The following is a 22,948-nucleotide window of genomic DNA, read 5'->3' as shown; positions in this document are numbered from 1 at the left end:
GATGCCTCCGCTCAGCCCAGGGAAACCGTCTTCTCGGGAATAGTGCTGCGACAGGGAGGGGTTCGCGGTAGGAGCACCGCAAACCCCTCCCTGGACGACCCGACGACAGCCCTCGTGCGTGGGAGAGAGACTACTTCTGAGCGTTCGTCGGGCGACGAGTTCATCACCTCCTTCGTTGGCTTTGGCTCTATACACAGACCTGTCGATCGCGCCGACGATCGCAGGCGGCGCGCGTTGTCGGCCGCCTCTCGACGGCGAGACCCAACCCCGGACTGGTTCGCGATGGCTGCCCGACCCCTCGCACCGTCTACGAGGTCGGAGTTCGCAAGCCGTGGTCACGCCGCCTGCGACGACAGCGTGACGCAGAGATGCGGCCGCGAAGAGCGCGTCGATTTCGGCAGCCAACCAGAGCTCGTCAGGATCGATCACCTCGAGGTGACCCGCGGTCGGGGCGGTGTCGGTGCAGACCATCATTCTCGTCACCCTCCGTTTCGCGCTGGGTGGTCAAGCGTCTCGCACGGGTGGTTAACTATTGCGACTCAATGGGATCAGCCGGCCGCCGAGTTCGTCGTCGCGGCCCTGATCTCCTGTTGCCTCGCACCGGCGTGGCCGATCTCGATCTTGCGGGGCTTGGCCTGCTCGGCGACCGGGATGGTCACGGTCAGCACTCCGTTATCATAGGAGGCCGAGATCCTCGCCGGATCCACACCATCGCCGAGCGTGACCTGGCGACGGTAGGTGCCGGAGAAACGTTCACTGGCCAGCCACTGCACACCGTCATCGGTTGGCGCACTGCGGTGCGCGGACAGTGTGAGCACACCGTTGTCGACATCGAGGTCGATCGAACCAGGATCCGCACCTGGTAGGTCCGCGACGAGCGAATAGTGGTCATCGACCTTGTACACGTCGATGGGCATGAACCGCGGAGTGCGGCCCACAGTGCCGGACCCACCGGCAAGGAGCGCCTTGGCCCAGTCATCGACAGCAGCAAAGGGATCTACACGCAGCACAGCAAACACCTCCTTCTTCAGGGGTGCCGCCCCAATGACGGCACCTCACTTACCATCACTGCGTAACCTGAGATTAGCACTCTCCTCTGGCGAGTGCCAACACTTTTTCACAATTGTCCGAGTCGAAGTACGGACGCGCGCAACATGACTCGACGATTTGGGTCATCCGCGGTCGGGGTGGCCTCTACGTGAGGCAGCCGGTGCGCTGGGTCTCGGCGAACACCGGCACGCGGGTCACCAGGAGGCATTGAGAGTTATCGGGACGATCGTTGTAGCTGCCGCCCAACACGTATACGGTCGGAGCCTTGATCGCGTCCGCAAGAGCGTCGTACTCGGCCTCGGGGATCGTCCACTTGATCAAGTTTGTGCCGCGCGCGGTCAATTCCATCGTCTGGTCGATGCCGAGTGTGCCGGAGAGTTGCGGTGGTCCGCCTTGCTCGGAGATGTCGGTGGCAGCGAGGAACATTGGCATGTTCGTCAGCGTGCACCAAGCCGCCTCCACCGCATCGTCGTTTGTGGAGAAGCCGAAATCGGTTCGCGCATCCCGGCTTCCGCACAGGGAGGTGCTTCTTGTCCATGCCGGTTGGAAGCTGAGTTTGTCTGGGAACGGGGCATTGCGGGCGAGGGTGGTGTTCGTCAGACGCGCCGTCACCACGAATTCCCACGTCAGGTCGGTGCGGCCAGGCTTGGAGTTGGCGGTGTCGTTGGTCACCGTGATCGTGGGCTCGGTGACCTCCACCTGATAGCTGTACCCATCCTCGTCTTTCCAACTGTGCTGCAAGACGATCTTCTGTGGGGTGCCCTCTGCTGACGGCGTGGTGCGCAGGCCAGACTCGAGCGACCGCGATGTCGTGGTCCCTTGCGACGTGATCGTGCCGTTCTCGGTGGTGCTCTGATCCGAGGACGACCCGCAAGCAGCGAGAACCGCTACGAAAACGGCAGATAGCGCCACACAGAGTCGGTTGCGGTTGCGGTGATGGAGGGATGAACCCAGACGTGACAGCACGCAACGGACTAGACCCGAAAAGTGCATATCGAGTCAATCGGACAGCGGGATTCACTCGATCGGACGATCAGCGCTCCGAGTCGTCCGACGTGGCCGGCAGTTCGGGGATTTCGAGCTCGTCTTCGTCTGCGCGACGGTCGACTTCGAGTGCGAAGGCGCGCAGACGCTTGTAACCCCGGACGCTCAGCGTCGGGATCTGCTTGAGGTAGAAGCGGTTGTCCGACCGGAGAGCGTTCGACACCGACTCGTCGACCAATGTTGTTCCCGGCCGCGCGGATCCGCACAGGCGGGCCGCGATGTTCACCGGCTCACCGAACACGTCGCCGAGCCGGGTCAGCACCTCACCCCGCGCGAGTCCGGCTCGCAGTTCGGGGATGGGCTGCGACTCGCTGAGACGGTGTATCCCGACGGCGGCCATCGCTGCGGCGGCCGGCTCGTGGAAGGTGAACATGACCGCATCGCCGAGCGTCTTGACCACCGATCCGTCGAGTTCGGTGATGATCTCGTAGGTGCGCTCTTCGAAGGCGTCGAGAAGCGACTGCAGTTCGGCCAGACCGATGCGCCGGGACAGACTGGTGTAGCCGACGATGTCGGCGAATCCCACGACAGAGTGCAGGCTTTCACTCGCCTCGCTCGCGGTGCGGCGTTCGAGGGCAAGCATCAGATGGCGGCGCCACACGAACTGCTGGATCTTCTCGAGGGCGTCGGCCATCTGTGGCACCGACCACGGGACGTCTGGGTCCGCGTCGAGCTCGACGAGCTGATCGGCCTGCCATTCCGCGAGGCGCGCCATGGACTGACCGATGCTCCGGGCGGTGGACACCTGGGCGGCCATCTCCATGACGTCTTCGCTGCCGCTGAAGATTCGCAGCGCCTCGAGGTCCTTGCGGGAGAAGATCTTCGTGTCGATGCGCCTGCGTGGAAAACCGAAGGCATTCCATATCTTCTCGGCATGCTCGCTGGGGATTCCCAGATTCGCGATGAGTTCGTCGCGGGTGTACTCCGCGGTGTCTTCCGACTGACCCTCGGTGGGTTCAGACATCAAGCACGCCCTTCATGAAGTACGCCATCCGCGCCCCGAACTCCGGCCGCGCCGTTCCGCGCCGCATCCGTACCGCGTCGTTGACGATGCTCAACGCGGCGTGGACCGCGACGGCTGCCGCGTCCCGCTTGAGGTCGGGGTCGACTGCAACCAGCAGGTCGATCCACCGTGCCACGTAGCGGCGCTGTACGTCCAGCAATGCGGCCGCCGGTGGCTGGCCCGCCAGGACTCCGGAACTGTTGAACGCCACCGACAGGTCGGGGGTGCTGGTGATGACCGTGACGTAGGAGTCGACGAGCAGACCGAGTAGTTTCGCCGGGTCGGAGGTGGCCGAGAAGGCGGCGATCACCCCGGCTTCGAGGCGCATGGCGCTGCGCTCCCCGATGCCGACCAAGATCGCCAGCTTCGACGAGAAGTGTTTGTACACACTGGGACCCGTGATTCCGACCGCCGCACCGATCTCGTCGACCCCCACGTCGGTGTAGCCGCGGTCGGCGAAGAGCGCGGCAGCGGCGTCGAGGATCTCGTCGCGTCGATTCGCGGTGACGTTGGTGACCGGCGACGGCGGGGTGAGTGGTGGCGCTGCACCGGGCGTGAGCACGATCAGCCGCCGCACCAGGGTGCCGAGTTCCACGCGCGCCCGGACGTCGGACATGCGGGTGTGATGCACCGACAGGCTGCCGCACACGCTGAGTACCGCCCAGGCCAGCTGAACCGTCTCGCGTTCGGTGAGTTCCGGTCGGCTCTGGGCCAACGTCGCCGCCCATCGGCCGAGGATTCCCCGGGTGCGCTGGGCGACCTGGATGTTCTGCTCCTCGGTCAGGTAGTTGCTGGTCCAGCGCCACAGCGCGGCCGAGCCCGGATGCGCCACCGCGAGCGTGCACGCGGCGTCGACGAGTTCGTCCACGGTCGGCTGTACTGCACCGGCGAACGCACGGTCGGTGCAGGCCTCCAGATCGTCGACGCCCGCCATCACCGCGGCGGCCAGCAGCGCCTGCTTGTCGTCGAAGTGCCGGTACAGCGACGGGGCGGTGACACCGGCACTCCGTGCGATGTCGGCAAGGGAGACCTGCGCATACCCGCGCCGCAGGAACAGCTCGGCGGCGTGGCTGACGAGCTGTCGTTTGCGGTCGGTGCCGCGCGTGCGGGCGGTGGGCTTACGGTCTGGCATGGTGAACCGACCATAGCGCACATTTGAGATCCGACGACGGTGTCTGATCACCAGGTATAGCCAAATTAGTTATTCCGCGTTAGCCTCGTAGAGTAACCACAAATGGTTCATGCGAAAGGAACACTCAATCGTGGCTGATCAAGCATTCATCTACGAGGCGATCCGTACGCCCCGTGGCAAGCAGCGCGGCGGCGCGCTGCACAGCGTCAAGCCGGTCGATCTGGCCAGCGGCGTCATCAATGAGGTCCTGGCCCGTCATGGCAGCCTCGACCCGTCCGAGATCAACGACGTCATCCTCGGCGTCGTCTCGCCGGTCGGCGAGCAGGGCGGCGTCATCGCACGTACCGCAGCTCTGAACAGCGGTCTGCCCGAGAATGTCCCCGGAACCCAGATCGACCGCTTCTGCGCGTCGGGCCTGGAGGCCACCAACCTCGCCGCGGCCAAGGTCGCGTCGGGCTTCGACGATCTGGTCCTCGCCGGCGGTGTCGAGTCGATGTCGCGCGTGCCGATGGGCAGCGACGGCGGTGCGCTCTTCACCGACCCGACCACCGCGTACGACAACTACATCGTCCCGCAGGGCATCGGCGCCGACCTGATCGCCACCATCGAGGGCTTCTCCCGTGAGGACGTCGACGCCTTCGCCGCCGAGTCGCAGGCTCGTGCTGAGAAGGCCTGGACCAGTGGCTACTTCGCCAAGTCCGTGGTCCCCGTCCGCGACATCAACGGTGTCATCGTGCTCGACCACGACGAGCACCGTCGTCCGGGCAGTACCGCCGAGAGCCTCGGCAAGCTCAAGCCCGCCTTCGCGGGTCTGGCCGAGATGGCCGGCTTCGACGACGTCATCCTGCAGCGCTACCCGGAGGTGGAGCGCGTCAACCACGTGCACACCGGTGGTAACAGCTCCGGCATCGTCGACGGTGCGGCTGCCGTCCTGATCGGTAGCGAGGAGGCGGGCAAGCGCAACGGCCTGACCCCGCGCGGCCGTTTCGTGTCGTTCGCGCAGGTCGGCTCGGAGCCGTCCATCATGCTCACCGGCCCCACCCCGGCCACCGAGCTCGCGCTGAAGCGTGCCGGCCTGACCGTCGACGACATCGACGTCTTCGAGCTGAACGAGGCGTTCGCGTCGGTCGTCATGAAGTGGATGAAGGACCTCAAGGTTCCGCACGAGAAGACCAACGTCAACGGTGGCGCGATCGCGATGGGTCACCCGCTCGGCGCGACCGGCGCGATGATCCTCGGCACCTGCCTCGACGAGCTCGAGCGCACCGGTGGCCGCTACGGCCTCATCACGCTGTGCATCGGCGGCGGCATGGGCATCGCAACCGTCATCGAGCGCGTCTGACGCCGGCGTCCCCTCTACCAAAGGAACTTTGAAAACACATGAGTGACAACCTTTTCAACTGGGAGAAGGACGCCGACGGCGTCGTCATCCTGACCATGGACGACCCCAACCAGGGCGCCAACACCATGAACGAACTGTTCATGACCTCGCTGCCGGTCATCGTCGAGCGTCTCGAGGCGGAGAAGGACGACATCACCGGTGTCGTCATCACCTCGGCCAAGAAGACCTTCTTCGCCGGTGGCGACCTGAAGGACATGACCAGCGGCCGCGGCGACGCGAGCAAGGAAGAGATCGCGACCGCGATCACGGAGCGCACCAACGGCATGAAGAAGGTGCTGCGTCGTCTGGAGACCCTGGGCAAGCCCGTCGTCGCCGCCATCAATGGCGCCGCACTCGGCGGTGGCCTGGAGATCGCGCTGCACACGCACTACCGCATCGCGGCCGACGTGAAGGGCGTGCAGATCGGTCTGCCCGAGGTCACCCTCGGCCTGCTCCCCGGCGGCGGTGGCGTGGTTCGTACCGTGCGCCTCCTGGGCATCCAGAACGCTCTGATGGGAGTCCTGCTGCAGGGCAACCGGTTCAACCCGACCAAGGCCAAGGAAACCGGCATCATCGACGAGGTCGTCGGTTCCATCGAGGAACTGATCCCCGCCGCCAAGGCCTGGATCGCCGCGAACCCCGAGGCAGCGCAGCCGTGGGACAAGAAGGGCTACAAGATGCCCGGCGGCTCGGTCACCAACCCGGCCTTCGCCGCGAACCTGCCCGCGCTGCCGTCGTTGCTGCGCAAGCAGATCAAGGGCGCCAACATGCCGGCCCCGCGCGCCATCCTGGCCGCGGCCGTCGAGGGTGCCTACGTCGACGTCGACACCGCCGACATCATCGAGACCCGCTACTTCGTCTCGCTGGTCACCGGTCAGGTCGCCCAGAACATGATCAAGGCGTTCTTCTTCGACCTGCAGCACATCAACAACGGTGGCTCGCGCCCCGAGGGCATCGAGAAGTACACCGCCAAGAAGGTCGGCGTCATCGGTGCCGGAATGATGGGCGCCGCAATCGCTTACGTCTCCGCCAAGGCGGGCATCGAGGTCGTCCTGAAGGACATCGACCTCGACGCCGCCAAGCGGGGCAAGGGCTACTCGGAGAAGCTCGAGGCCAAGGCTCTCTCGCGCGGCAAGACCACGCAAGAGCGCTCCGACGCGCTGCTGGCCCGCATCACCCCGACCATCGATCCCGAGGATTTCAAGGGTGTCGACCTCGTCATCGAGGCCGCCTTCGAGTCGGTTGAGGTGAAGCACAAGGTCTTCCAGGAGATCGAGGACATCGTCGAGCCGAACGCGATCCTGGGTTCGAACACCTCGACGCTGCCGATCACCATCCTCGCGCAGGGTGTGAAGCGTCAGGAAGACTTCATCGGTATCCACTTCTTCTCGCCCGTCGACAAGATGCCGCTGGTGGAGATCATCCGCGGTGAGAAGACCTCGGATGAGGTGCTGGCCAAGGTCATCGACTACACGCTGCAGATCCGCAAGACCCCGATCGTCGTCAACGACAGTCGCGGGTTCTTCACCAGCCGCGTGATCGGCACCTTCGTCAACGAGGCCATCGCGGCCGTCGGCGAGGGCGTCGAGCCGGCGTTCATCGAGCACGCGGGCACCCAGGCGGGCTACCCGGCCGCGCCGCTGCAGCTGATGGACGAGCTGACCCTGACCCTGCCGCAGAAGATCCGCAAGGAGTCCGAGGCGGCTGCCAAGGAAGCCGGCATCGACTTCCCGACGCACCCGTCGTTCGCCGTGGTCGACTGGATGGTCGACAATGGCCGCACCGCCCGCAAGGACGGCAAGGGCTTCTACGACTACGACGCCGAGGGCAAGCGCACCCAGCTGTGGCCGGGTCTGCGCGAGCAGTTCAAGTCGGGCAGCACCAAGATCCCGCTCGAGGACATGAAGGAGCGCATGCTCTTCGCCGAGGCACTCGAGACCGTGAAGTGCTTCGACGAGGGTGTGCTCACCTCCGTCGAGGACGCCAACATCGGCTCGATCTTCGGCATCGGCTTCCCGGCATGGACCGGTGGTGTCATCCAGTACATCAACCAGTACGAGGGTGGCCTGCAGGGCTTCGTCGACCGTGCCAAGGACCTCGCGTCCAAGTACGGTTCGCACTTCGAGCCGCCGGCCTCGCTGGTCGAGAAGGCTGCCCGTGGAGAGAAGTTCTAGGGGCGAGAAGTTCTGATCTGCTGATCTGAAACCCGCAGGGCCCCGGCCGGATTCGTTCCGGTCGGGGCTTTGTGCTGTTGGGGACCGTCGGGAATCTGTACCTCCCAGACCGACCAAATGCACTGTCGGGCTGTCGCGGAATTCTGATGGCTTGGTGGGGTCGTGAAATTCTGGTGTGGTGGGGCTGCCTGGCTGGGGGTTGGGTGGTGTTCCTGGTGGCGTTTAGATCGTTGCCAGGGTCAGTTTCTTGGTGTTGATGGCTTTGGTGATGTTGTTGACCATGGCGTGGAAGGCGAATTCTGCTGTGGCTCTTGCGAGTCCGCAGCTGGTGAATTGTCGGAATCCGAGGTTGTGTTTCGCGTGTCCGAAGGGTGTTTCCGCGATGTGGCTGCGCCTGCGGTAGAGGTCGTGTCCTTCGGGGGTGGCCAGCCGGTGGGCCATCGCTTCGATCGGGGTGGCGTCTGCGGGTGGTGCTCCGCTGGTGGGGTGGTCACGGGCGGCGTGTTTGAGGGCCCGTGATTTCCCGGTCGCGATGAGTCGGTCGGGTCCGTCGGCGGTGAGGTTGGCTTCCGACAGGTATCCGGCATCGGCCAGCAGCACCCCGACCTCGGCGGGCAGGTCCGGGCTGGTGGTGCCGGGTGGGCGGTGGTCGTTGAGCGTTTTGGCAGCGGCCACGGTCTTGGTGAGCATGGGGGCAAAAGCGACCACGTCAGCGGGGTTGTTGTTCACGCCGGTCGCGATGATCAGCCCGTCGCTGCTGGTGACGGCCTGGCAGTTGAAGCCCTGAACCCAGCCACCACCGCGCAGCGGCATCATCCGCGACTCCGGGTCGGTGATGTTGCGTTGGGGCTCGGAAAACCCGCGGGCATCGGTGGCGGCTTTGTCCTTCTTCGCCTGCGCGGCCCGCGCCGCCTCCTCGGCGAGCTGCTCTTTGACTGCCGCCGCGATCTCGCGGTCACGCTGACGGGCCTCGGTCCGATCCAACGCATCCTGAGCACGCTGAACCCGGAAACTGTCCTGCACCGACTTGGGCCGAGGGCCACGCTGGCCTGGCCGGTAGCGGTCGATCTTGGCTTGCTGGGCGGCCACCGCACGATCACGCGACGCGGTGAGCACCTCGACTTCGATCTCGACCGGTATGGTGCCTTTACCCACACCCGACGTACCGTCGTTACGGCGTTCTCTCGCCTTCTCGACTATCTCGTTGCGCGCTTCACGGGCCCGCTCAGCGACCTGTTCACGCTGACGTTGGTCACCCTCAGCAGCCGGCGCCACCTGGTCGGACTGCTCAGCGTCGGACTGTTCGGCGTCGGACTGTTCGGCGGTCGTGCGGAATTCGGCGATCGCCTGTTCGATCCGGGCCCGCCGCGTGGACGGATCACTCAACTCCTGGGGCAGGTGACCGCCATGATCATCGCCATGCAACTGGTTCTCGGCGGTGTCGGTGGCGGTGTGTTCGGCCGACGCGCGGGCAGCCTCGGCAGCCAACGCCTCCCGCAACCCTTCCTCGGTGCGGTTGGCACTCTTGGAGGCATTCGAGGCGATCTTGACCCCATCGAGGGCCACCACCCCCACCTGGCCCATCCCGAGCCGGGCACACAACGCCAACACCTCGGCGAACAGGTCTTCGACCACCTCGGCGCACTGGGCGCGGAACCGGGAAATCGTCGCATGATCCGGGGCGTCACCAGCACAGATGATGCGGTAGGCGACATCACGCTTACACAGCATTTCCAGTTTGCGTGAGGACCGTTGACCCTGTGCCCACCCCCAGATCAGCAACGTCAACAACATGTCCGGGTGATAGCCGGCCCGCCCCGCACCACCGACACTGCGCTGGGCATGCAACTTCGAGGTATCCAACGCGGCCACCGTCTCGATCACCAACCACACGGGATCCTCAGGCGGCAACCACAACCGCATATTCGGCGGCATCAGAAACTCTTGATCACGCTGCACCGGACGATAACCCTTGGCCACCAACACATTATCAACCAGAACGACTCAAGAAACCGGGTCTGACATGCCCAAACAGCCGAAATCATCGACACCCGCCCGGCCGCGCCACCCCGACCACCAATCGCGCACACAGGGCACTGGACACGCCCGTTGCCCCTCGACAGCCGAACCCGGAACTAGTTAGTCCAGCTAAGCACTGGCCCGGGGCCATTTTGCAACAGCCCGCTGTGCACTTGATTCGGCTGTCAGGTACAGATTTCCGACGGCCAGCCAACTGCTTCTAGATCAGGCGAATAATCCGTTGCGGCCAGGTCGCCGACGTGGCAGAGTCTCTCGTCGGGCGTGAGAGCAGCCGAACGGAGGGTACTCCGATCATGTTCTGCGCGTTAGGCTTACGTCCTCTTCCACTGGTAACGGATCTGGCATCCCTGGGGTTCGAGTCCCCTCTGTGGCACCACCCCCGGGGTGAACGGGAACGTTCGGTCCTGCGGCGCTCGTCGAGCACGATGACGGGTGACCCCACCGACTGTCTCGCCCGCGGGTGGTGTCCGGGGCGAGCGAAGCGACGGGAAATACTGCCGGCCTGGCCATGGCGGGAGCACAACAACTTCAGAACGCGACGACATGTCATGCGACGCAACGGAAAGGAGGCACGTCATGTCACTCTTCAGTCGAATCACCGTAGTTCCCGGGTACGTCACCCTGGAATACCGGGAAGGAAAGCTCACCCGGACGCTGCAGCCCGGCTCGCATTCGCGGCGTGGCGATGCCACCTACGTCACCGTCGACCTGCGTGAGCGGCTGATTCCGGTTGCGCCGCAGGAAATCCTGACGTCCGACGTGATGTCGGTGCGGGTGACCATGGCGCTGCGTCTGACCGTGGTCGACGCGGTCGCCTTCACCGAGCGGGCCGTCGACCCGATCGCGACGATCTACCTCGCCGCGCAGATCGCATTGCGTCAGGTGTGCGCCGCCTTGGCGTCCGACGACGTGATCCGCCGCGGTGATGCGGTCGACACCGCGCCTGTGCTCGTGGCAGCGCGTGCGGCCGGCGCCGGGGTGGGCGTCGAGGTCGCCGACGTGGTGATCAAGGACGTCATCGTGCCGCACGAGGTGCGGTCGGCGGCGCTCGAGGTGATCACGGCACGTTCACGCGGCCTCGCGAAGCTGGAGGAAGCACGCGCGGAGACCGCGTCGCTGCGAGCGCTGGCAAACGCAGGCAAGCTGCTCGACGCGCACCCGGCGCTGGCGCAGCTCCGGCTGGTACAGGCCGCCCCGTACGGATCGCGAGTGGTGCTCGCGGTGGGCGGGGCGGACTCCGAGGCGCGCGCCGACGACTGATCGCGGGCCTGGTGCCGGGTGTGTCGGTGCGGTTGTTGCCGACACACTCGGCTCACCGGGGTTTCGACACGCGTCGGACTCGCTGCGCTCGCTCGTCGCTGCTCAACCAGCAAGGGGTCGGACTCGATGGCGGCTCGACCGGCGGGTGGGGGCTGCGGAGCGGGAGGGGGAGCGGGGTCAGCCCGGAGCTCAGCGCGCGAGGAACGCGGCGACGGTCGCCTCGAATGCCTCCTTGGCCTCGATCATCACCCAGTGTCCGCACTTGGGGAAGACGTGGAGTTCCGCGTCGGGGATCAGGCGCATCGGGACCATCGCCATGTCGGGTGGGCTGACGCGGTCGTCGCGGCCCCAGGTGAGCAGGGTGGGGCACTTGATCTTGTGCATCATCGACCAGTAGGGCGGGATGTCGGCGTCGGCGAGGAACTTCTGCTGCATCTCGAAGGCGGCCGAGCCGTACATCGCCCGGCCGGTGGCGAGGGCGTCGGCGTTCATCGCGGCTTCCCAGCGCTCCTCGATCAGCTCCTCGGTGACGAGCGCGCGGTCGTAGACCATGGCGGTGAGCCAGCGGATCAGCTTGTCCTTGTCGGGGTCGTCGGCGAACTCTTGCAATAACCGCAAGCCCTCGCTGGGGCTGGGGCTGTACACGTTGGGTCCCACGCCCCCGATGGTCACCAGCTTCGCCACCCGGTCGGGCTTCTTCATCGCGAGGTTCACACCCACGACGCCGCCCATCGAGTTGCCGATCATCGGCGCGGAATCGATGCCGAGGGCGTTCATGAACGCGATCACCGACTTGCCCGCGGTCAGGACCGGCATGCCCTCCCACGGATCGCTCACCCCGAAGCCGGGAAACTCGAGCACGAAGCATCGATGCGTCTGCGCGAAGAACCCCAGATTGCCGCGATAGTTGCGCCAGCCCGTGACGCCGGGGCCCGAACCGTGCAGCAGGATCAGCGGCGGAGCATCGGGCGCGCCGGCCTCGTGATAGCGCAGCGTGCCCTGCTCGGTGGTCAGTTCCCGTTTGGTTGCGTCATAGGTGACATCCACGAACCAAGACTAGAACGTGTTCTATTCCGCTGTCACGCGGGTGAGTGACTATCCGTTGACGTCGTCGGCGATCGTGGAGGCGGGAAGAGGGCAGGACCGGCGGCCAGGATCGGGCCCCTGACGTTGGTCATCCGGGCATCTCCCGGAAGCGGACACTGACGGCCCGATCTCAGTCACCGGCTGTCGGTCATCGCGTTCCGCCGAACGCGACGCCACGAACACGCGCCCACAAAAGTAGGGGAAGAAACTTCTTCCCCGACCCTTGGTGTCTTCCCCCAGAAAATTCTCGCGGACGACTACGAACCCCGGGGAAGAAGTTCTTCCCCTAGATTTTGCGGGCACGACGCCGTCGTGTTTCCCCAGTTCAGAAGCCTGGTTGCTGAACTCGTCGAGTCAGTCAGGCACCCAGTGCGGCGTCGTCCTCGTTGCCGAACGTGTCCTCGAGCGCCTCGGGGGAATAGTCGACGTCGATCTCGGCGACCGGGCGCCCGCGCGCGGCGGCGATCGCGTCGAGTCGACGGCTCGCTCGGTCGGCGGCGTGGGCGATGAACTGGGCGTTGTCTAGGCCGAAGGGTGGTGTCTCGAACTGCTCGTCGACCCAGTTGATCATGCCGAGCGCCAGCGGCGTCAGCTCGCCCAGGCGCGTGAGGGCGACATCCCAGAGGGCGTCGTCGTCGGCGATCAGTCGACGACACGTGTACGAACTCCACGCCACATGCCGGCGTTCGTCAGCGTTGACGAAGCGGATCACCCGCCGCAACCCGGGCAGGATGCCGTGTGTCGAGCAGATCCGCTGCACCATGTGGTGGCCGGTCAGGGCGAGCGACCCGACGACAACCTGGTGATAGGTGACCAACGCGCGGATCTCGTTCACAGGGGACGGGTCGTCGTCCAGTGCGGCGAGCGCGGTCGGGAGCTCGTCACCGAAGATCTGCCGATAGAACGGGTTGGCCTCCACGTAGGGCGTGAGGTCGTCGGACAGTCCGACGGCGTCGGACCACAACGCGAACACCTCGGCATGCTTGGACTTCTCGAAGGCAACCTGCGACAGGTACATCTCGTCGCCGAGTCGACGGCCCGCGACGGCTGACCGAAGGAAGGGCTGGATGTGCCGGGTGACCGCCTCCTCGCCGGCGCAGAACTGTGCGATGAGGTAGGTCGCGGCTCGTCGTCGCCCGTCGTCGATCTCCCGCCAATCCACGGCGTCCGCCGAGAAGTCGATCGCGGACGGGTCCCAGAATCGGGCGTTGCCCGTCATGAAGAGGTGGGTGGGAAAGCTGTCCCATTCCACGCCGGCACGAGGCAGGGGCGAAAGTTCTTCGCCCCCGTTCGTGTTGTGCTCGACGAGACTCAAGGCGACACCAGCTAACGATCATTCGACGGTTGTCCGTTGACGCTAACCCTTTACTGGCGCGAACGTTATCAGATTGACCGAACTCTCAGGTTTGGTTGAGGGTGTGTGGTCGGCGAATCAATTGTGTTGTCAGTCAGTCGATTTCGACCTATCGCGAGACAGTGTGCTCGGCCACCAGACACGGCGGCCGATGTCGATCGTCAGGGCAGGGACGAGCAGTGTGCGCACCACGAGAGCGTCGACGAGGACTCCGAAGGCCACCAGAAATGCGACCTGCGCGAGGAACAGCAGGGGAATCACCGCGAGCGCGGCGAAGGTCGCCGCCAGCACCACACCGGCCGACGTGATGACACCACCGGTCGCGGTGAGGCCGCGGATCATGCCGTCGCGGGTGCCATGAATTCGTGACTCCTCACGCACGCGGGTCATCAAGAAGATGTTGTAGTCGATGCCGAGCGCGACCAGGAACACGAAGGCGAACAGTGGCACCACCGGGTCGGCGCCGGGGAAGCCGAAGGGGCCGTCGAAGAGCAGGCTCGAGACGCCGATCGTGGCCGCGAACGACACCACCGTGGTGGCCAGCAGCAATACCGGCGCGACGACGCTGCGCAGCAGGAGGATCAGGATCGCCAGCACCACCAGCAGCACGACCGGGATGATCAGGTTGCGGTCGTGGATTGCGGTGGTCCGCGTGTCCAGATCGACGGCCGACGTGCCGCCGACCAGGGCGTCGGCTCCCGGGGTCGGGTGCACGACGTCGCGGATCCGTTCCACCGTGTCTTGTGCCGCCAGCGACTCGGCGTTGTCGGTGAGTGTCACCTCGACGGCCACCTTGCCGTCGCGCACCACCGGCGTCCCGCCCTGCTGGAGAACCTGCGCGTTGGCTACGCCGTCGACCCCGCGCACCGCGTCGGTGACGGCGGCCGCGGACTGTTGGTCGGTGATGATCCAGGTCGGTGAACCGCTCCCGGCGTCGAAGTGTCTGGCCTGGATGTCGGCGCCCTGAACGGATTCGACGGTGCCCAGGAAGTAGTCGGTCGACGCGACACCGTCGGCGCGGAAGGTCGGCGCGAATGCGGCGCCGACCAGCAGAATGATCAGGGTGCCGATCCAAATGGTGCGCGGGCGGGCGGCCACGGCGTCGGCGATCCGACGCCAGAACCGGTGCGTGCTGCCGCCCTCGACATCGGCGTCGGGAGTGAATCGGGGACGCATCGGCCAGAACGCCGCGCGGCCGAGGAGTGCGAGGGCGGCGGGAAGGAACGTCATCGACGCCAGGAACGACGCCGCGATTCCGAGTGCCGCGACCGGGCCCAGACTTCGATTGGAATTGAGGTCGCTCAACAACAGGCACAGCACGCCGGCGATGACCGTTCCCGCCGACGCCGCGACCGGTTCGATCGTCGACCGCCAGGCGATGCGCAGCGCATCGTAAGTGTCACCGGTGGTGATGAGCTCCTCGCGGAATCGGGACACGAGGAGCAGTGCGTAGTCGGTCGCGGCGCCGAACACCAGGATGAACAGGATGCCCTGACTCTGGCCGTTGAGTTCGAGGGCGCCCTGCTTGGTCAGGAAGTACACGGCGCCGGACGCGAGCGACAACGCGAACACGGCCGAGATGACCACCACGAACGGGAGGATCGGGCTGCGGTAGACGACGATCAGGATCGCGATCACGACCGTCCCCGCGACCAGGAGCAGTAGGCCGTCGATCCCACCGAACGCCTCGCCGAGGTCGGCGACCTGTCCGGCCGGTCCGGTCACCGTGACGGTGAGCCCGTCGGGTGGGTTGGCGAGCGCGTCGCGCAGCTTCTCCGTGGTGTCGGCCGGTTCTCCGTCGGTGGAGATCGGGACGATCAGCTGAGCGGCCTGGCCGTCGTCGGAGCGGATCGGTGGTGAGAACTGCGGACCGAAGCCCTCGGTCCCGGCCAGTGGTGCGGTGGCCTGGCTGAGAGAGGCGAGGTCTTGAGGGGTGATGCCCGAGGTGCGCTCCGCGATGACGATCGCGGGCAGGAAGTCGGTGTCCTCGAAGTCGGAGAGCAGATCGTTGACCCGCGTCGACTCGGCCGACGCAGGCAAGAACGCAGAGTTCGAGTTCGTCGACACCGACGAGAGCTTGCCCGCAAACGGTCCGGCGACACCGCCGATGACGAGCCACCCGAGCAGGACGAGCGCGGGAATGAGCCAACGCAACGTCGTTGTACGGCCGGTGCCGCGGGCCACTTCATCTGGCTTCGTCGCCATGGGCTCATCTTTACATGTCTCGGTGTTCGGCAATCTCGGGCGCACGGTCCCTATTCGGAGCCGCGGCGGCGGTCGGATCGGTGTCTGAGAGATCCCTGAAACCGGCGCGGGAAAACGTTCCTTTGGGCAGGATGTGACGTGCGTCGCATAAGTCGATCGCCATAGTTTTTCCCCGCGTGGGATGGGACAAGAAGGAGCACGTATGAAGACCAAGGGCGCCATCCTCCGCGGAGTCGGACAGCCATGGCAGATCGAAGAATTCGAACTCGGCGATCCGGCCGCCGGCGAGGTGCAGGTCAAACTGGTCAGCTCCGGACTGTGTCACTCCGATCATCACCTGCGCACCGGCGACAGCCCGATTCCGATGCCCGTGCTCGGTGGCCACGAGGGTGCCGGTGTGGTGCACAAGGTCGGCCCCGGTGTCACCAACCTCAAAGAAGGTGACCACGTCGTCACCGCCTTCATTCCGGCGTGCGGAGTGTGCGAACCGTGTTCGCGCGGCGATCAGAACTTCTGCGACGAGGGCGCGCGATTGCTGTCGGGTCTGGCGATCTCCGACGACACGCACCGGGCGCACACCTCCGACGGCACCGGCCTGACCCAGATGTGCCTCCTGGGGACCTTCGCGCCCTACATCACCGTCAACCAGGCATCCCTGGTGAAGATCGAGGACGACATCCCACTCAAGGAAGCAGCACTGCTGGGTTGCGGTGTGGCCACCGGATGGGGTTCGGCCGTCGAGATCGGGGCAACCCACGCCGGTGACGTGGTCGTGGTGGTCGGCATCGGTGGCGTCGGGATCAACTCGGTCCAGGGTGCCGCCGCCGCAGGCGCGCGGATCGTGGCTGCAGTCGATCCAGTGCCATTCAAGCGGCAGATGGCCGAGAAGCTGGGTGCCACACACACTTTCGAGTCGATGGAAGACGCACTTCCGGTCATCGGCGAGATCAGCTGGGGCAAGATGGCGAATACGACGATCCTCACCGTCGGCGAGATCGACGGTTCGATGATCCAGCCGGCACTGAGCCTGACCGGCAAGGGTGGCCAGGTGATCGTCACCGGTATGGGCAACTTCGGTGCGATGGACGCCCAGATGAACCTCTTCGAACTGACCCTGCTGCAGAAGCGCGTGCAAGGCGCGATCTTCGGTGGAGCCAGCCCGCGTACGCAGGTCCCCACCTTGCTCAACGAGTACCGCGCGGGCAAGCTCAACCTCAGCGACCTGGTGACCAACACCTACCGCCTGGATCAGATCAACGAGGCCTACGACGACATGTTGGAGGGCAACAACATTCGCGGCATGATCGTCTACGGAGACGACGACTACTGAGTGGTCGGCTTCCTGCCCACCCCGCTCCCCCTCGCTGGCTGAGGTGCGAGCCTGCGAGCCTCCACCCCGCTCCCTGAGGTGCGAGCGAAGCGAGCCTCGAAGGGCCTGGTGAGTTGACAATGTCAACTCACCAGGGCCTCGAGGCTCTCGGCTAGCGCCTCGAGCACCTCAGGCAGCGGAAGGGTGCTGAGCCAGCGGGAGGGTGCTGAGCCAGCGGGAGGTTCTCAGCCAGCGGAGGGGGACTCTTCGCTTGAGTTCCCCACGTCGCGCTGTCGGAAGGTGATGAGCACGTTGAGGCAGCGGATACCGAGGCCGAGCAGGATGAGAGTGCTGGCCATCTGAATCGACACCGCGATGCGTGCGGGCTCGGAATCGGGTGCGATGTCGCCGAAACCCGTTGTGGTGAAAACGGTCAGGCAGAAATACAGCGCGTCGATCTTGGTCAGCTTCTCGTTGAAACTCCCGTGCGAGTAGTCCGAGAACAAGAAGTACGTGGTCGCGAACACCACGATGTAGAAGCTGGCCAGCGCGACCAGCATCTCCATCGCGGTGGCGACCGGCCGGGTGGATCGCGCGAATCTGCGTACCTCCCATACGCAAAAGGCGGAGAGCAGGATCGCCCCGACCAGTAAGCCGAGGTAGTTGACGTCGCTGTCCTTGTTGATCGGCAGCACGAAGTATCCGGTGAGCAAGACCACCGCAGCGCCGAGTGGCCGCAACAGGGCTTCGGTGACGTCGCGTCGGGCAATGCCGGTGAGCGGGTGCGGCTGCTCGGCCGGCCCGGATTCGCCCCCGCGCGCTCCGGAGTCGTCGGTCACCAGATCCTGACCCGGTCGGATTCGTCGAGATACAGTGCGTCGCCGGGCTTCACGTCGAAGGCGTCGTAGAACGCGTCGATGTTGCGGACCACACCGTTGCACCGGAACTCCGGCGGCGAATGCGGGTCGACCGACAGCCGTTTGATTGCTTCGGCGTCGCGGGTCTTGGTACGCCAGATCTCGGCCCAGCTGAAGAACACACGCTGTTCGCCGGACAGGCCGTCGATCTCCGGGGGTGTCGTGCCTTCGGTCGCGAGGCCGTAGGCGACCAGCGCGATCGACAAGCCGCCGAGGTCGCCGATGTTCTCGCCGATGGTGAAGGCGCCGTTGACCTTGTACTTGGGATCGAGGCCGTCCGGGGTGAACTCGCCGTACTGATCGATGAGTTTGCCGGTACGAGCCGAGAACTCGTTGCGGTCGGCGTCGGTCCACCAGTTCACCAGGTTGCCGTCGCCGTCGTACTTGGCGCCCTGATCGTCGAAGCCGTGGCCGATCTCGTGCCCGATCACCGCACCGATGCCGCCGTAGTTGGCCGCGTCGTCGGCGTCCGGATCGAAGAACGGCGGCTGCAGAATCGCTGCCGGGAAGACGATCTCGTTCATGCCGGGGTTGTAGTAGGCGTTCACCGTCTGCGGTGTCATGAACCATTCGTCGTGGTCGACGGGTGATCCGATCTTCGCAAATTCGCGCTCCTGCTCGAATGATGAAGCGCGCGCGACATTTCCGATGAGATCGCCGCGGTCGACGATGAGTGCGCCGTAGTCGCGCCAGGACGCGGGGTAGCCGATCTTGGGGGTGAACTTGTCGAGTTTGACGAGCGCCTTGGTGCGGGTCTCCGGCGTCATCCATTCGAGGTCGGAGATGTTGCGGCGGTAGGCGGCCACCAGATTCGCGATCAACTCGTCCATCCGCGCCTTGGCCTCGGGGCCGAAGTGCTTGTCCACGTACAACTTCCCGACCGCGAAGCCCATCGCGCCCTCCACGAAGGACACGCCGCGCTTCCAGCGGTCGCGGTTGGTCTCCGCTCCCGACAGCGTCCGCCCGTAGAAGTCGAAGTTCTCGTCGACGAAGTCCGACGACAGGTACGGTGCCGCCGAACGCAGCAGACGCCAGGTGAGCCAGGTCTTCCAGTCCTCGAGTGGCCGCTGCGCGACCAACCGGGCCGCGCTGGTGACGAAGGACGGTTGCCCGACGACGACTTCCGCGAAGGTGGCATCGCCGACCGTCCCGAGGCCGCCGAACCACTCGCCGAGGTCGAAACCGTCTGCCGCGGACTCCAATTCGTCCAGGGACAGCAGGTTGTAGGTCTTCTCGGCGTCGCGTCGGGCCACGACATCCCAATGGTCTTGGGCCAGAGCGGTTTCCAGATCGAGGATCGTCGCCGCGCGATCGGCGGCGTCGTCGAATCCGGCGAGGGTGAACATGCGCTCCACGTGCGCGACATACGCGGTGCGGGTGTCGGCGTGATTGTCGTTGCCGTCGGCGTCGGGGTGATAGTACGACTCGTCGGGCAACCCGAGGCCGGACTGCACGATGTGCACGAGGTAGCGGTCGGACGCCCGCGCGTCGGTGTCGACGTAGAAGCCGAACAGGCCGCCGACGCCGTGCCGGGTGAGGCGACCCATCCGACGGCAGAGCGCGGCAACCGAGTCGATCGCGGCGATCTTCTCGATCTCGCCGGCGATGGGTCCGATGCCGAGGGCATCGACGTGGTCGGTGTCCATGAACGACGCGAACAGGTCACCGATCTTCAGCGCGTCGGAGCCGCTCGGTGGGCTCGACTCGGCGCATTCGGTGATGATGTCGCGGACGTTCTCCTCGGCGCGATCGCGCAGCACGTGGAACGCCCCGTCGATGGCACGGTCCTCGGGGATCACGTGGGATTCCAGCCACTTGCCGTTCACGTGGGCAAACAGGTCGTCTTGGACGCGAACGGAATCGTCGACCCACTCGAGGTCGAGTCCGGACGCGAGGGTGGTGTCGGAAGAAGTCACGCGCTCCATCCTGTCACCGCGATCGCGATCCGTCAGCCGCGTCGGCCGACGCGGGCCTACCGTGGATGTCATGACGGCCCCTGATCTCGAGTCAACCCAGGTGCGTACCTACGACGTGGTGGTGGTCGGGGGTGGTCCGGTCGGCGAGAACGTCGCCGACTACGCGATCCGGGGGTCCGATCGGACGGCGGCGATCGTCGAACACCAGCTGCTCGGCGGTGAGTGTTCGTATTGGGCGTGTATGCCGAGCAAGGCGTTGCTGGGTGCGGGTGCGGCACTCGCCGCCGCGCGTGCCTTGCCGGGGTCCGCTCCCCGGGTCGTCGATGACCGGCCGGAACCGGACGCGCTGCTCGGGTGGCGCGACACGGTGAACCATTCTCGCGATGACGCGTCGCAGGTGGCGTGGGCGCGTGGTGCGGGCATCGAGGTCGTCCGCGGGCATGGGCGGATCGTCGCGGATCGGCTGGTGGTCGTCGAATCGGCTGACGGCGGGCGCTTGACTCTGCACGCGCGGCATGCGGTGGTCATCGCCACGGGCAGCGTTGCCTCGATCCCACCGATCCCCGGGTTGCGCGAGGCCCTGCCCTGGACGTCGCGCGATGCGACCAACTTGGTGGAGGTGCCGGACCGGATCGCGATCCTCGGCGGTGGTGTGGTCGCATGCGAGGCCGCCACGTGGTTGGCCGACCTGGGTGCCGCGGTGACCATGGTGATCCGCGGCGACCGTGTGCTTCCCAAAGCAGAACCCTTTGCGTCCGAACGGATTGTCGGCGGACTGCGCAAGCTGGGAGTGGACGTGCGATTCGGCACGACGATCGCCTCGGTGGACCGTCCTGGTGTCGCCGATACCGGGTATGGCCGGCTGCACGGCGAGCCGGCACGTGTCGTTCTGTCCAGCGGTGACACCGACGAGGACATCACGGTCGACGAGATCCTCGTGGCTGCCGGAAGAACGCCGGCGACAACGGATCTCGGGCTCGATTCGATCGGTCTCGAGGCGCACGGCCCGGTGGCCGTCGACGATCACATGACTGTCGACGGCCATCCGTGGTTGTACGCCGTGGGCGACGTGAACGGCCGAGTTGCGTTGACCCACATGGGTAAATACCAAGCGCGGGTTGCCGGCGACGTCATCGCTGCTCGTGCGCAGCGTCGCGAGTTGGACAACCCCCGGTACGCCGCGTCGGCCGACCGCGACGCCATCCCGCAGGTCGTGTTCACCCGCCCCGAGATGGCCTCGGTGGGGCTGACCGAGGCGCAGGTCCGAGAGCGGGGCATCGAGGTGCAGATCGCCGAGACCGACATCGCGGTCGCCGGCTCATACCTGGCCGGACCGGACTACTCCGGGCGCGCCAAGCTCGTCATCGACCGCGACCGTGGCGTACTCATCGGCGCGACGTTTGTCGGTGCGGGCATCGCGGAGCTGGTGCACTCGGCAACGGTGGCGGTGGTCGGGGAGGTGTCGCTCGATCGCCTCTGGCACGCGGTTCCGTCGTATCCGACGATCAGCGAGGTGTGGCTGCGGCTGTTGGAGCAGTTGCACTAGAGTCATATTGGTCTGACCACTTGACCACCTGTGCCCTGGTGGCTACCGTCACACCCATGCCGTTCGAACCCATCTCGCCGCGCAGCGTGCCCGAGGACGTCTATGAGCAGATCGTCGACGGCGTGCTGTCCGGCGAACTGCCCGCGGGCGAGTCGTTGCCGAGTGAGCGTGAACTGGCGCGTGTGCTCGGGGTGTCGCGCCCCGCGGTGCGTGAGGCATTGAAGCGGGTCGCTGCGGCAGGGCTGGTCACTATCCGGCAGGGCGGGAGCACGCGGGTGCTCGATCCGGCGTCGAGCGGCGGACTGGATCTGCTGCCGAGACTCCTTGTCCGACAGGGTGACCTCGACCCTCGAGTCGCTCGCTCGGTGGTCGAGGCGCGGGCTCTGATCGGACCGAAGGTTGCCGAGCTCGCTGCGCTCCGTGCTGCCGATGGGGTTGCAGCACAACTGGAGTCGTCGCTCACCGATCTGGAGAACGAATCCGATCCAGTCGGACAGCAGGTCGTCGCGCTCGAGTTCTGGAGTCGCGTCATCGACGCCGCCGACTCGATGGCGTTCCGGCTGATGTACAACTCGCTGCGAGCCGCCTACGAACCGGTATTGCCCGAGCTGGCGACGGTTCTCGAACCCGAGGTCGGCAACCTCGGCGGCTATCGGACGGTGGTCGAGGCGATCGCGTCGCACGATCCGATCCGCGCCCGAGCCGCCGCCGAGGCATTGCTCGCGCCGGCAACCCAAGCGCTGCTTGCGATGTGCGAAGGACTGATGGGAGTGGAATCCACATGAAAACCCCGGATCAGGCGCGGCGTCGCGTCGAGAGCGACGAGCGTCGTCTGCGGGCGTCGCGGCGAAACGTGACCCTCGCGTCGGCCTTGGCCGAATTCGTGAAACATCCGTCGCCCTGGATGATTTCGGCATTCCTGGTCGCGTCGGTGATCGCTCGGGTCTGGGTCGGCGGCTGGGGTGTCGCGGATCTTGTCGTACCCGTCGTGATGGTCGCGGTGTTCCCGATCGCCGAGTGGCTGATCCATGTCTTCATCCTGCACTGGCGGCCCAAGCGGCTCGGGCCGGTCACCCTCGACACCCTGCTCGCGCGCAAACACCGTGAGCACCATCAGGATCCGCGCGACATCCCGCTCATCTTCATCCCGTGGCGGGCGTTGATACCGGTGCTGGTGGCGGCGCTCGTGGTCGGGCTGGTGCTCTTTCGCAGCGTCGAACGTGGGCTCACCTTCATGGTGGTTCTCGGACTTCTGGGCATCGTGTACGAGTGGACGCACTACCTGATCCACACGGACTACAAACCCAAGACCCGCCTCTACCGGGCGACCTGGCGCAATCATCGCTTCCATCACTACCGCAACGAGCACTACTGGTTCACGGTCACCACGTCGGGAACCGCCGACCGTCTACTGCAGACCTATCCCGACCCCGAGTCGGTGGAGAAGTCGCCGACCGCGAAGAACCTTCACGCGCTCACCGATTGACGGTCGACGTCTGGCGGCGAAATCTGCGTCAGTTGACGGATGTGT

The 22,948-nt window shown here is 65.7% G+C and carries 17 protein-coding genes; 7 read left to right on the top strand and 10 right to left on the bottom strand.

All coding sequences use genetic code 11. The annotated features are described in order from the left end of the window. Positions 1–548 precede the first annotated feature (548 nt). From ACWDTF_RS12755 to ACWDTF_RS12740, 4 genes are all read right to left on the bottom strand, one after another. A complete protein-coding gene (locus tag ACWDTF_RS12755; RefSeq protein ID WP_240854959.1) occupies positions 549–1,010 on the bottom strand; it encodes an Hsp20/alpha crystallin family protein in 462 nt (153 codons plus the stop codon). Positions 1,011–1,194: 184 nt separating this feature from the next. Continuing rightward, the gene (locus ACWDTF_RS12750) at positions 1,195–1,722 is read right to left on the bottom strand and encodes a hypothetical protein (RefSeq protein WP_449754459.1); all 528 of its coding nucleotides are present in this window, start codon (positions 1,720–1,722) and stop codon (positions 1,195–1,197) included. Between the two features lie 361 nt (positions 1,723–2,083). Further along, positions 2,084–3,058: an adenylate/guanylate cyclase domain-containing protein gene (locus ACWDTF_RS12745; RefSeq protein ID WP_240854957.1), complete on the bottom strand. Its 975-nt coding sequence runs from the start codon at positions 3,056–3,058 to the stop codon at positions 2,084–2,086. Beyond that, entirely contained in the window at positions 3,051–4,229 is a 1,179-nt protein-coding gene (locus ACWDTF_RS12740; RefSeq protein WP_240854955.1) for a TetR/AcrR family transcriptional regulator, read from the bottom strand. Before ACWDTF_RS12740 ends, ACWDTF_RS12745 begins: the two co-directional genes overlap by 8 nt. Before the next feature lie 130 nt (positions 4,230–4,359). On the opposite strand from ACWDTF_RS12740, the gene ACWDTF_RS12735 reads away from it, so the two are divergent. Together ACWDTF_RS12735 and ACWDTF_RS12730 are read left to right on the top strand one after the other, a co-directional pair. Continuing rightward, positions 4,360–5,571, top strand: coding sequence for an acetyl-CoA C-acetyltransferase (locus ACWDTF_RS12735; protein ID WP_240854953.1), 1,212 nt, complete (start codon positions 4,360–4,362; stop codon positions 5,569–5,571). A gap of 38 nt (positions 5,572–5,609) precedes the next feature. Further along, positions 5,610–7,784, top strand: a complete 2,175-nt coding sequence (locus ACWDTF_RS12730) for a 3-hydroxyacyl-CoA dehydrogenase NAD-binding domain-containing protein (protein WP_240854951.1) — start codon at positions 5,610–5,612, stop codon at positions 7,782–7,784. A gap of 222 nt (positions 7,785–8,006) precedes the next feature. On the opposite strand, the gene ACWDTF_RS12725 is transcribed toward ACWDTF_RS12730, so the two are convergent. After that, on the bottom strand, positions 8,007–9,770 hold the full coding sequence (locus ACWDTF_RS12725) for a transposase (RefSeq protein WP_449754458.1): 1,764 nt from the start codon (positions 9,768–9,770) through the stop codon (positions 8,007–8,009). A 630-nt stretch (positions 9,771–10,400) separates the two neighbouring features. Between ACWDTF_RS12725 and ACWDTF_RS12720 the strand changes: the two genes are divergently transcribed. Beyond that, positions 10,401–11,084 carry a slipin family protein gene (locus tag ACWDTF_RS12720; RefSeq protein ID WP_240854949.1) on the top strand — a complete coding sequence of 228 codons (684 nt, stop codon included), beginning with the start codon at positions 10,401–10,403 and terminating at the stop codon, positions 11,082–11,084. A gap of 189 nt (positions 11,085–11,273) precedes the next feature. Here ACWDTF_RS12720 and ACWDTF_RS12715 read toward each other — a convergent pair whose 3' ends face one another. The 3 genes from ACWDTF_RS12715 to ACWDTF_RS12705 form a co-directional block, all read right to left on the bottom strand. Next, positions 11,274–12,131, bottom strand: a complete 858-nt coding sequence (locus ACWDTF_RS12715) for an alpha/beta fold hydrolase (RefSeq protein WP_355277284.1) — start codon at positions 12,129–12,131, stop codon at positions 11,274–11,276. Positions 12,132–12,528: 397 nt separating this feature from the next. Next, the gene (locus ACWDTF_RS12710) at positions 12,529–13,485 is read right to left on the bottom strand and encodes a R2-like ligand-binding oxidase (protein ID WP_240854946.1); all 957 of its coding nucleotides are present in this window, start codon (positions 13,483–13,485) and stop codon (positions 12,529–12,531) included. Between the two features lie 129 nt (positions 13,486–13,614). Further along, on the bottom strand, positions 13,615–15,729 hold the full coding sequence (locus ACWDTF_RS12705) for an MMPL family transporter (RefSeq protein WP_449754457.1): 2,115 nt from the start codon (positions 15,727–15,729) through the stop codon (positions 13,615–13,617). 202 nt (positions 15,730–15,931) lie between these two features. On the opposite strand from ACWDTF_RS12705, the gene ACWDTF_RS12700 reads away from it, so the two are divergent. Further along, positions 15,932–17,059: an NDMA-dependent alcohol dehydrogenase gene (locus ACWDTF_RS12700; protein ID WP_240854942.1), complete on the top strand. Its 1,128-nt coding sequence runs from the start codon at positions 15,932–15,934 to the stop codon at positions 17,057–17,059. A 224-nt stretch (positions 17,060–17,283) separates the two neighbouring features. Here ACWDTF_RS12700 and ACWDTF_RS12695 read toward each other — a convergent pair whose 3' ends face one another. Both ACWDTF_RS12695 and ACWDTF_RS12690 read right to left on the bottom strand, forming a co-directional pair. Then, positions 17,284–17,877 carry a potassium channel family protein gene (locus ACWDTF_RS12695; RefSeq protein ID WP_374245699.1) on the bottom strand — a complete coding sequence of 198 codons (594 nt, stop codon included), beginning with the start codon at positions 17,875–17,877 and terminating at the stop codon, positions 17,284–17,286. Continuing rightward, positions 17,874–19,880, bottom strand: coding sequence for a M13-type metalloendopeptidase (locus tag ACWDTF_RS12690; RefSeq protein WP_433259663.1), 2,007 nt, complete (start codon positions 19,878–19,880; stop codon positions 17,874–17,876). Before ACWDTF_RS12690 ends, ACWDTF_RS12695 begins: the two co-directional genes overlap by 4 nt. Positions 19,881–19,941: 61 nt before the next feature. On the opposite strand from ACWDTF_RS12690, the gene ACWDTF_RS12685 reads away from it, so the two are divergent. Genes ACWDTF_RS12685 through ACWDTF_RS12675 form a run of 3 tightly spaced genes read left to right on the top strand, consistent with a single transcriptional unit; the run spans position 19,942 to position 22,903 of the window. Further along, on the top strand, positions 19,942–21,417 hold the full coding sequence (locus ACWDTF_RS12685) for a dihydrolipoyl dehydrogenase family protein (RefSeq protein WP_240854938.1): 1,476 nt from the start codon (positions 19,942–19,944) through the stop codon (positions 21,415–21,417). 56 nt (positions 21,418–21,473) lie between these two features. After that, positions 21,474–22,202: a FadR/GntR family transcriptional regulator gene (locus ACWDTF_RS12680; protein ID WP_355277278.1), complete on the top strand. Its 729-nt coding sequence runs from the start codon at positions 21,474–21,476 to the stop codon at positions 22,200–22,202. Then, positions 22,199–22,903, top strand: a complete 705-nt coding sequence (locus ACWDTF_RS12675) for a sterol desaturase family protein (RefSeq protein WP_355277275.1) — start codon at positions 22,199–22,201, stop codon at positions 22,901–22,903. The genes ACWDTF_RS12680 and ACWDTF_RS12675 overlap by 4 nt, the downstream gene beginning before the upstream one ends. Positions 22,904–22,948 lie beyond the last annotated feature (45 nt).

This window comes from Gordonia sp. NPDC003422 (assembly GCF_053588675.1).
Note: the sequence above shows the minus strand (reverse complement) of the source record. Positions and strands in the feature narration are given on the sequence as shown.

Coding starts and splice junctions, on each gene's coding strand:
- ACWDTF_RS12730 (WP_240854951.1), top strand. CDS start 5,610: ATGAGTGACAACCTTTTCAACTGGGAGAAGGACGCCGACGGCGTCGTC.
- ACWDTF_RS12690 (WP_433259663.1), bottom strand. CDS start 19,880: ATGGAGCGCGTGACTTCTTCCGACACCACCCTCGCGTCCGGACTCGAC.
- ACWDTF_RS12685 (WP_240854938.1), top strand. CDS start 19,942: ATGACGGCCCCTGATCTCGAGTCAACCCAGGTGCGTACCTACGACGTG.
- ACWDTF_RS12680 (WP_355277278.1), top strand. CDS start 21,474: ATGCCGTTCGAACCCATCTCGCCGCGCAGCGTGCCCGAGGACGTCTAT.
- ACWDTF_RS12720 (WP_240854949.1), top strand. CDS start 10,401: ATGTCACTCTTCAGTCGAATCACCGTAGTTCCCGGGTACGTCACCCTG.
- ACWDTF_RS12700 (WP_240854942.1), top strand. CDS start 15,932: ATGAAGACCAAGGGCGCCATCCTCCGCGGAGTCGGACAGCCATGGCAG.
- ACWDTF_RS12740 (WP_240854955.1), bottom strand. CDS start 4,229: ATGCCAGACCGTAAGCCCACCGCCCGCACGCGCGGCACCGACCGCAAA.
- ACWDTF_RS12745 (WP_240854957.1), bottom strand. CDS start 3,058: ATGTCTGAACCCACCGAGGGTCAGTCGGAAGACACCGCGGAGTACACC.
- ACWDTF_RS12675 (WP_355277275.1), top strand. CDS start 22,199: ATGAAAACCCCGGATCAGGCGCGGCGTCGCGTCGAGAGCGACGAGCGT.
- ACWDTF_RS12705 (WP_449754457.1), bottom strand. CDS start 15,729: ATGGCGACGAAGCCAGATGAAGTGGCCCGCGGCACCGGCCGTACAACG.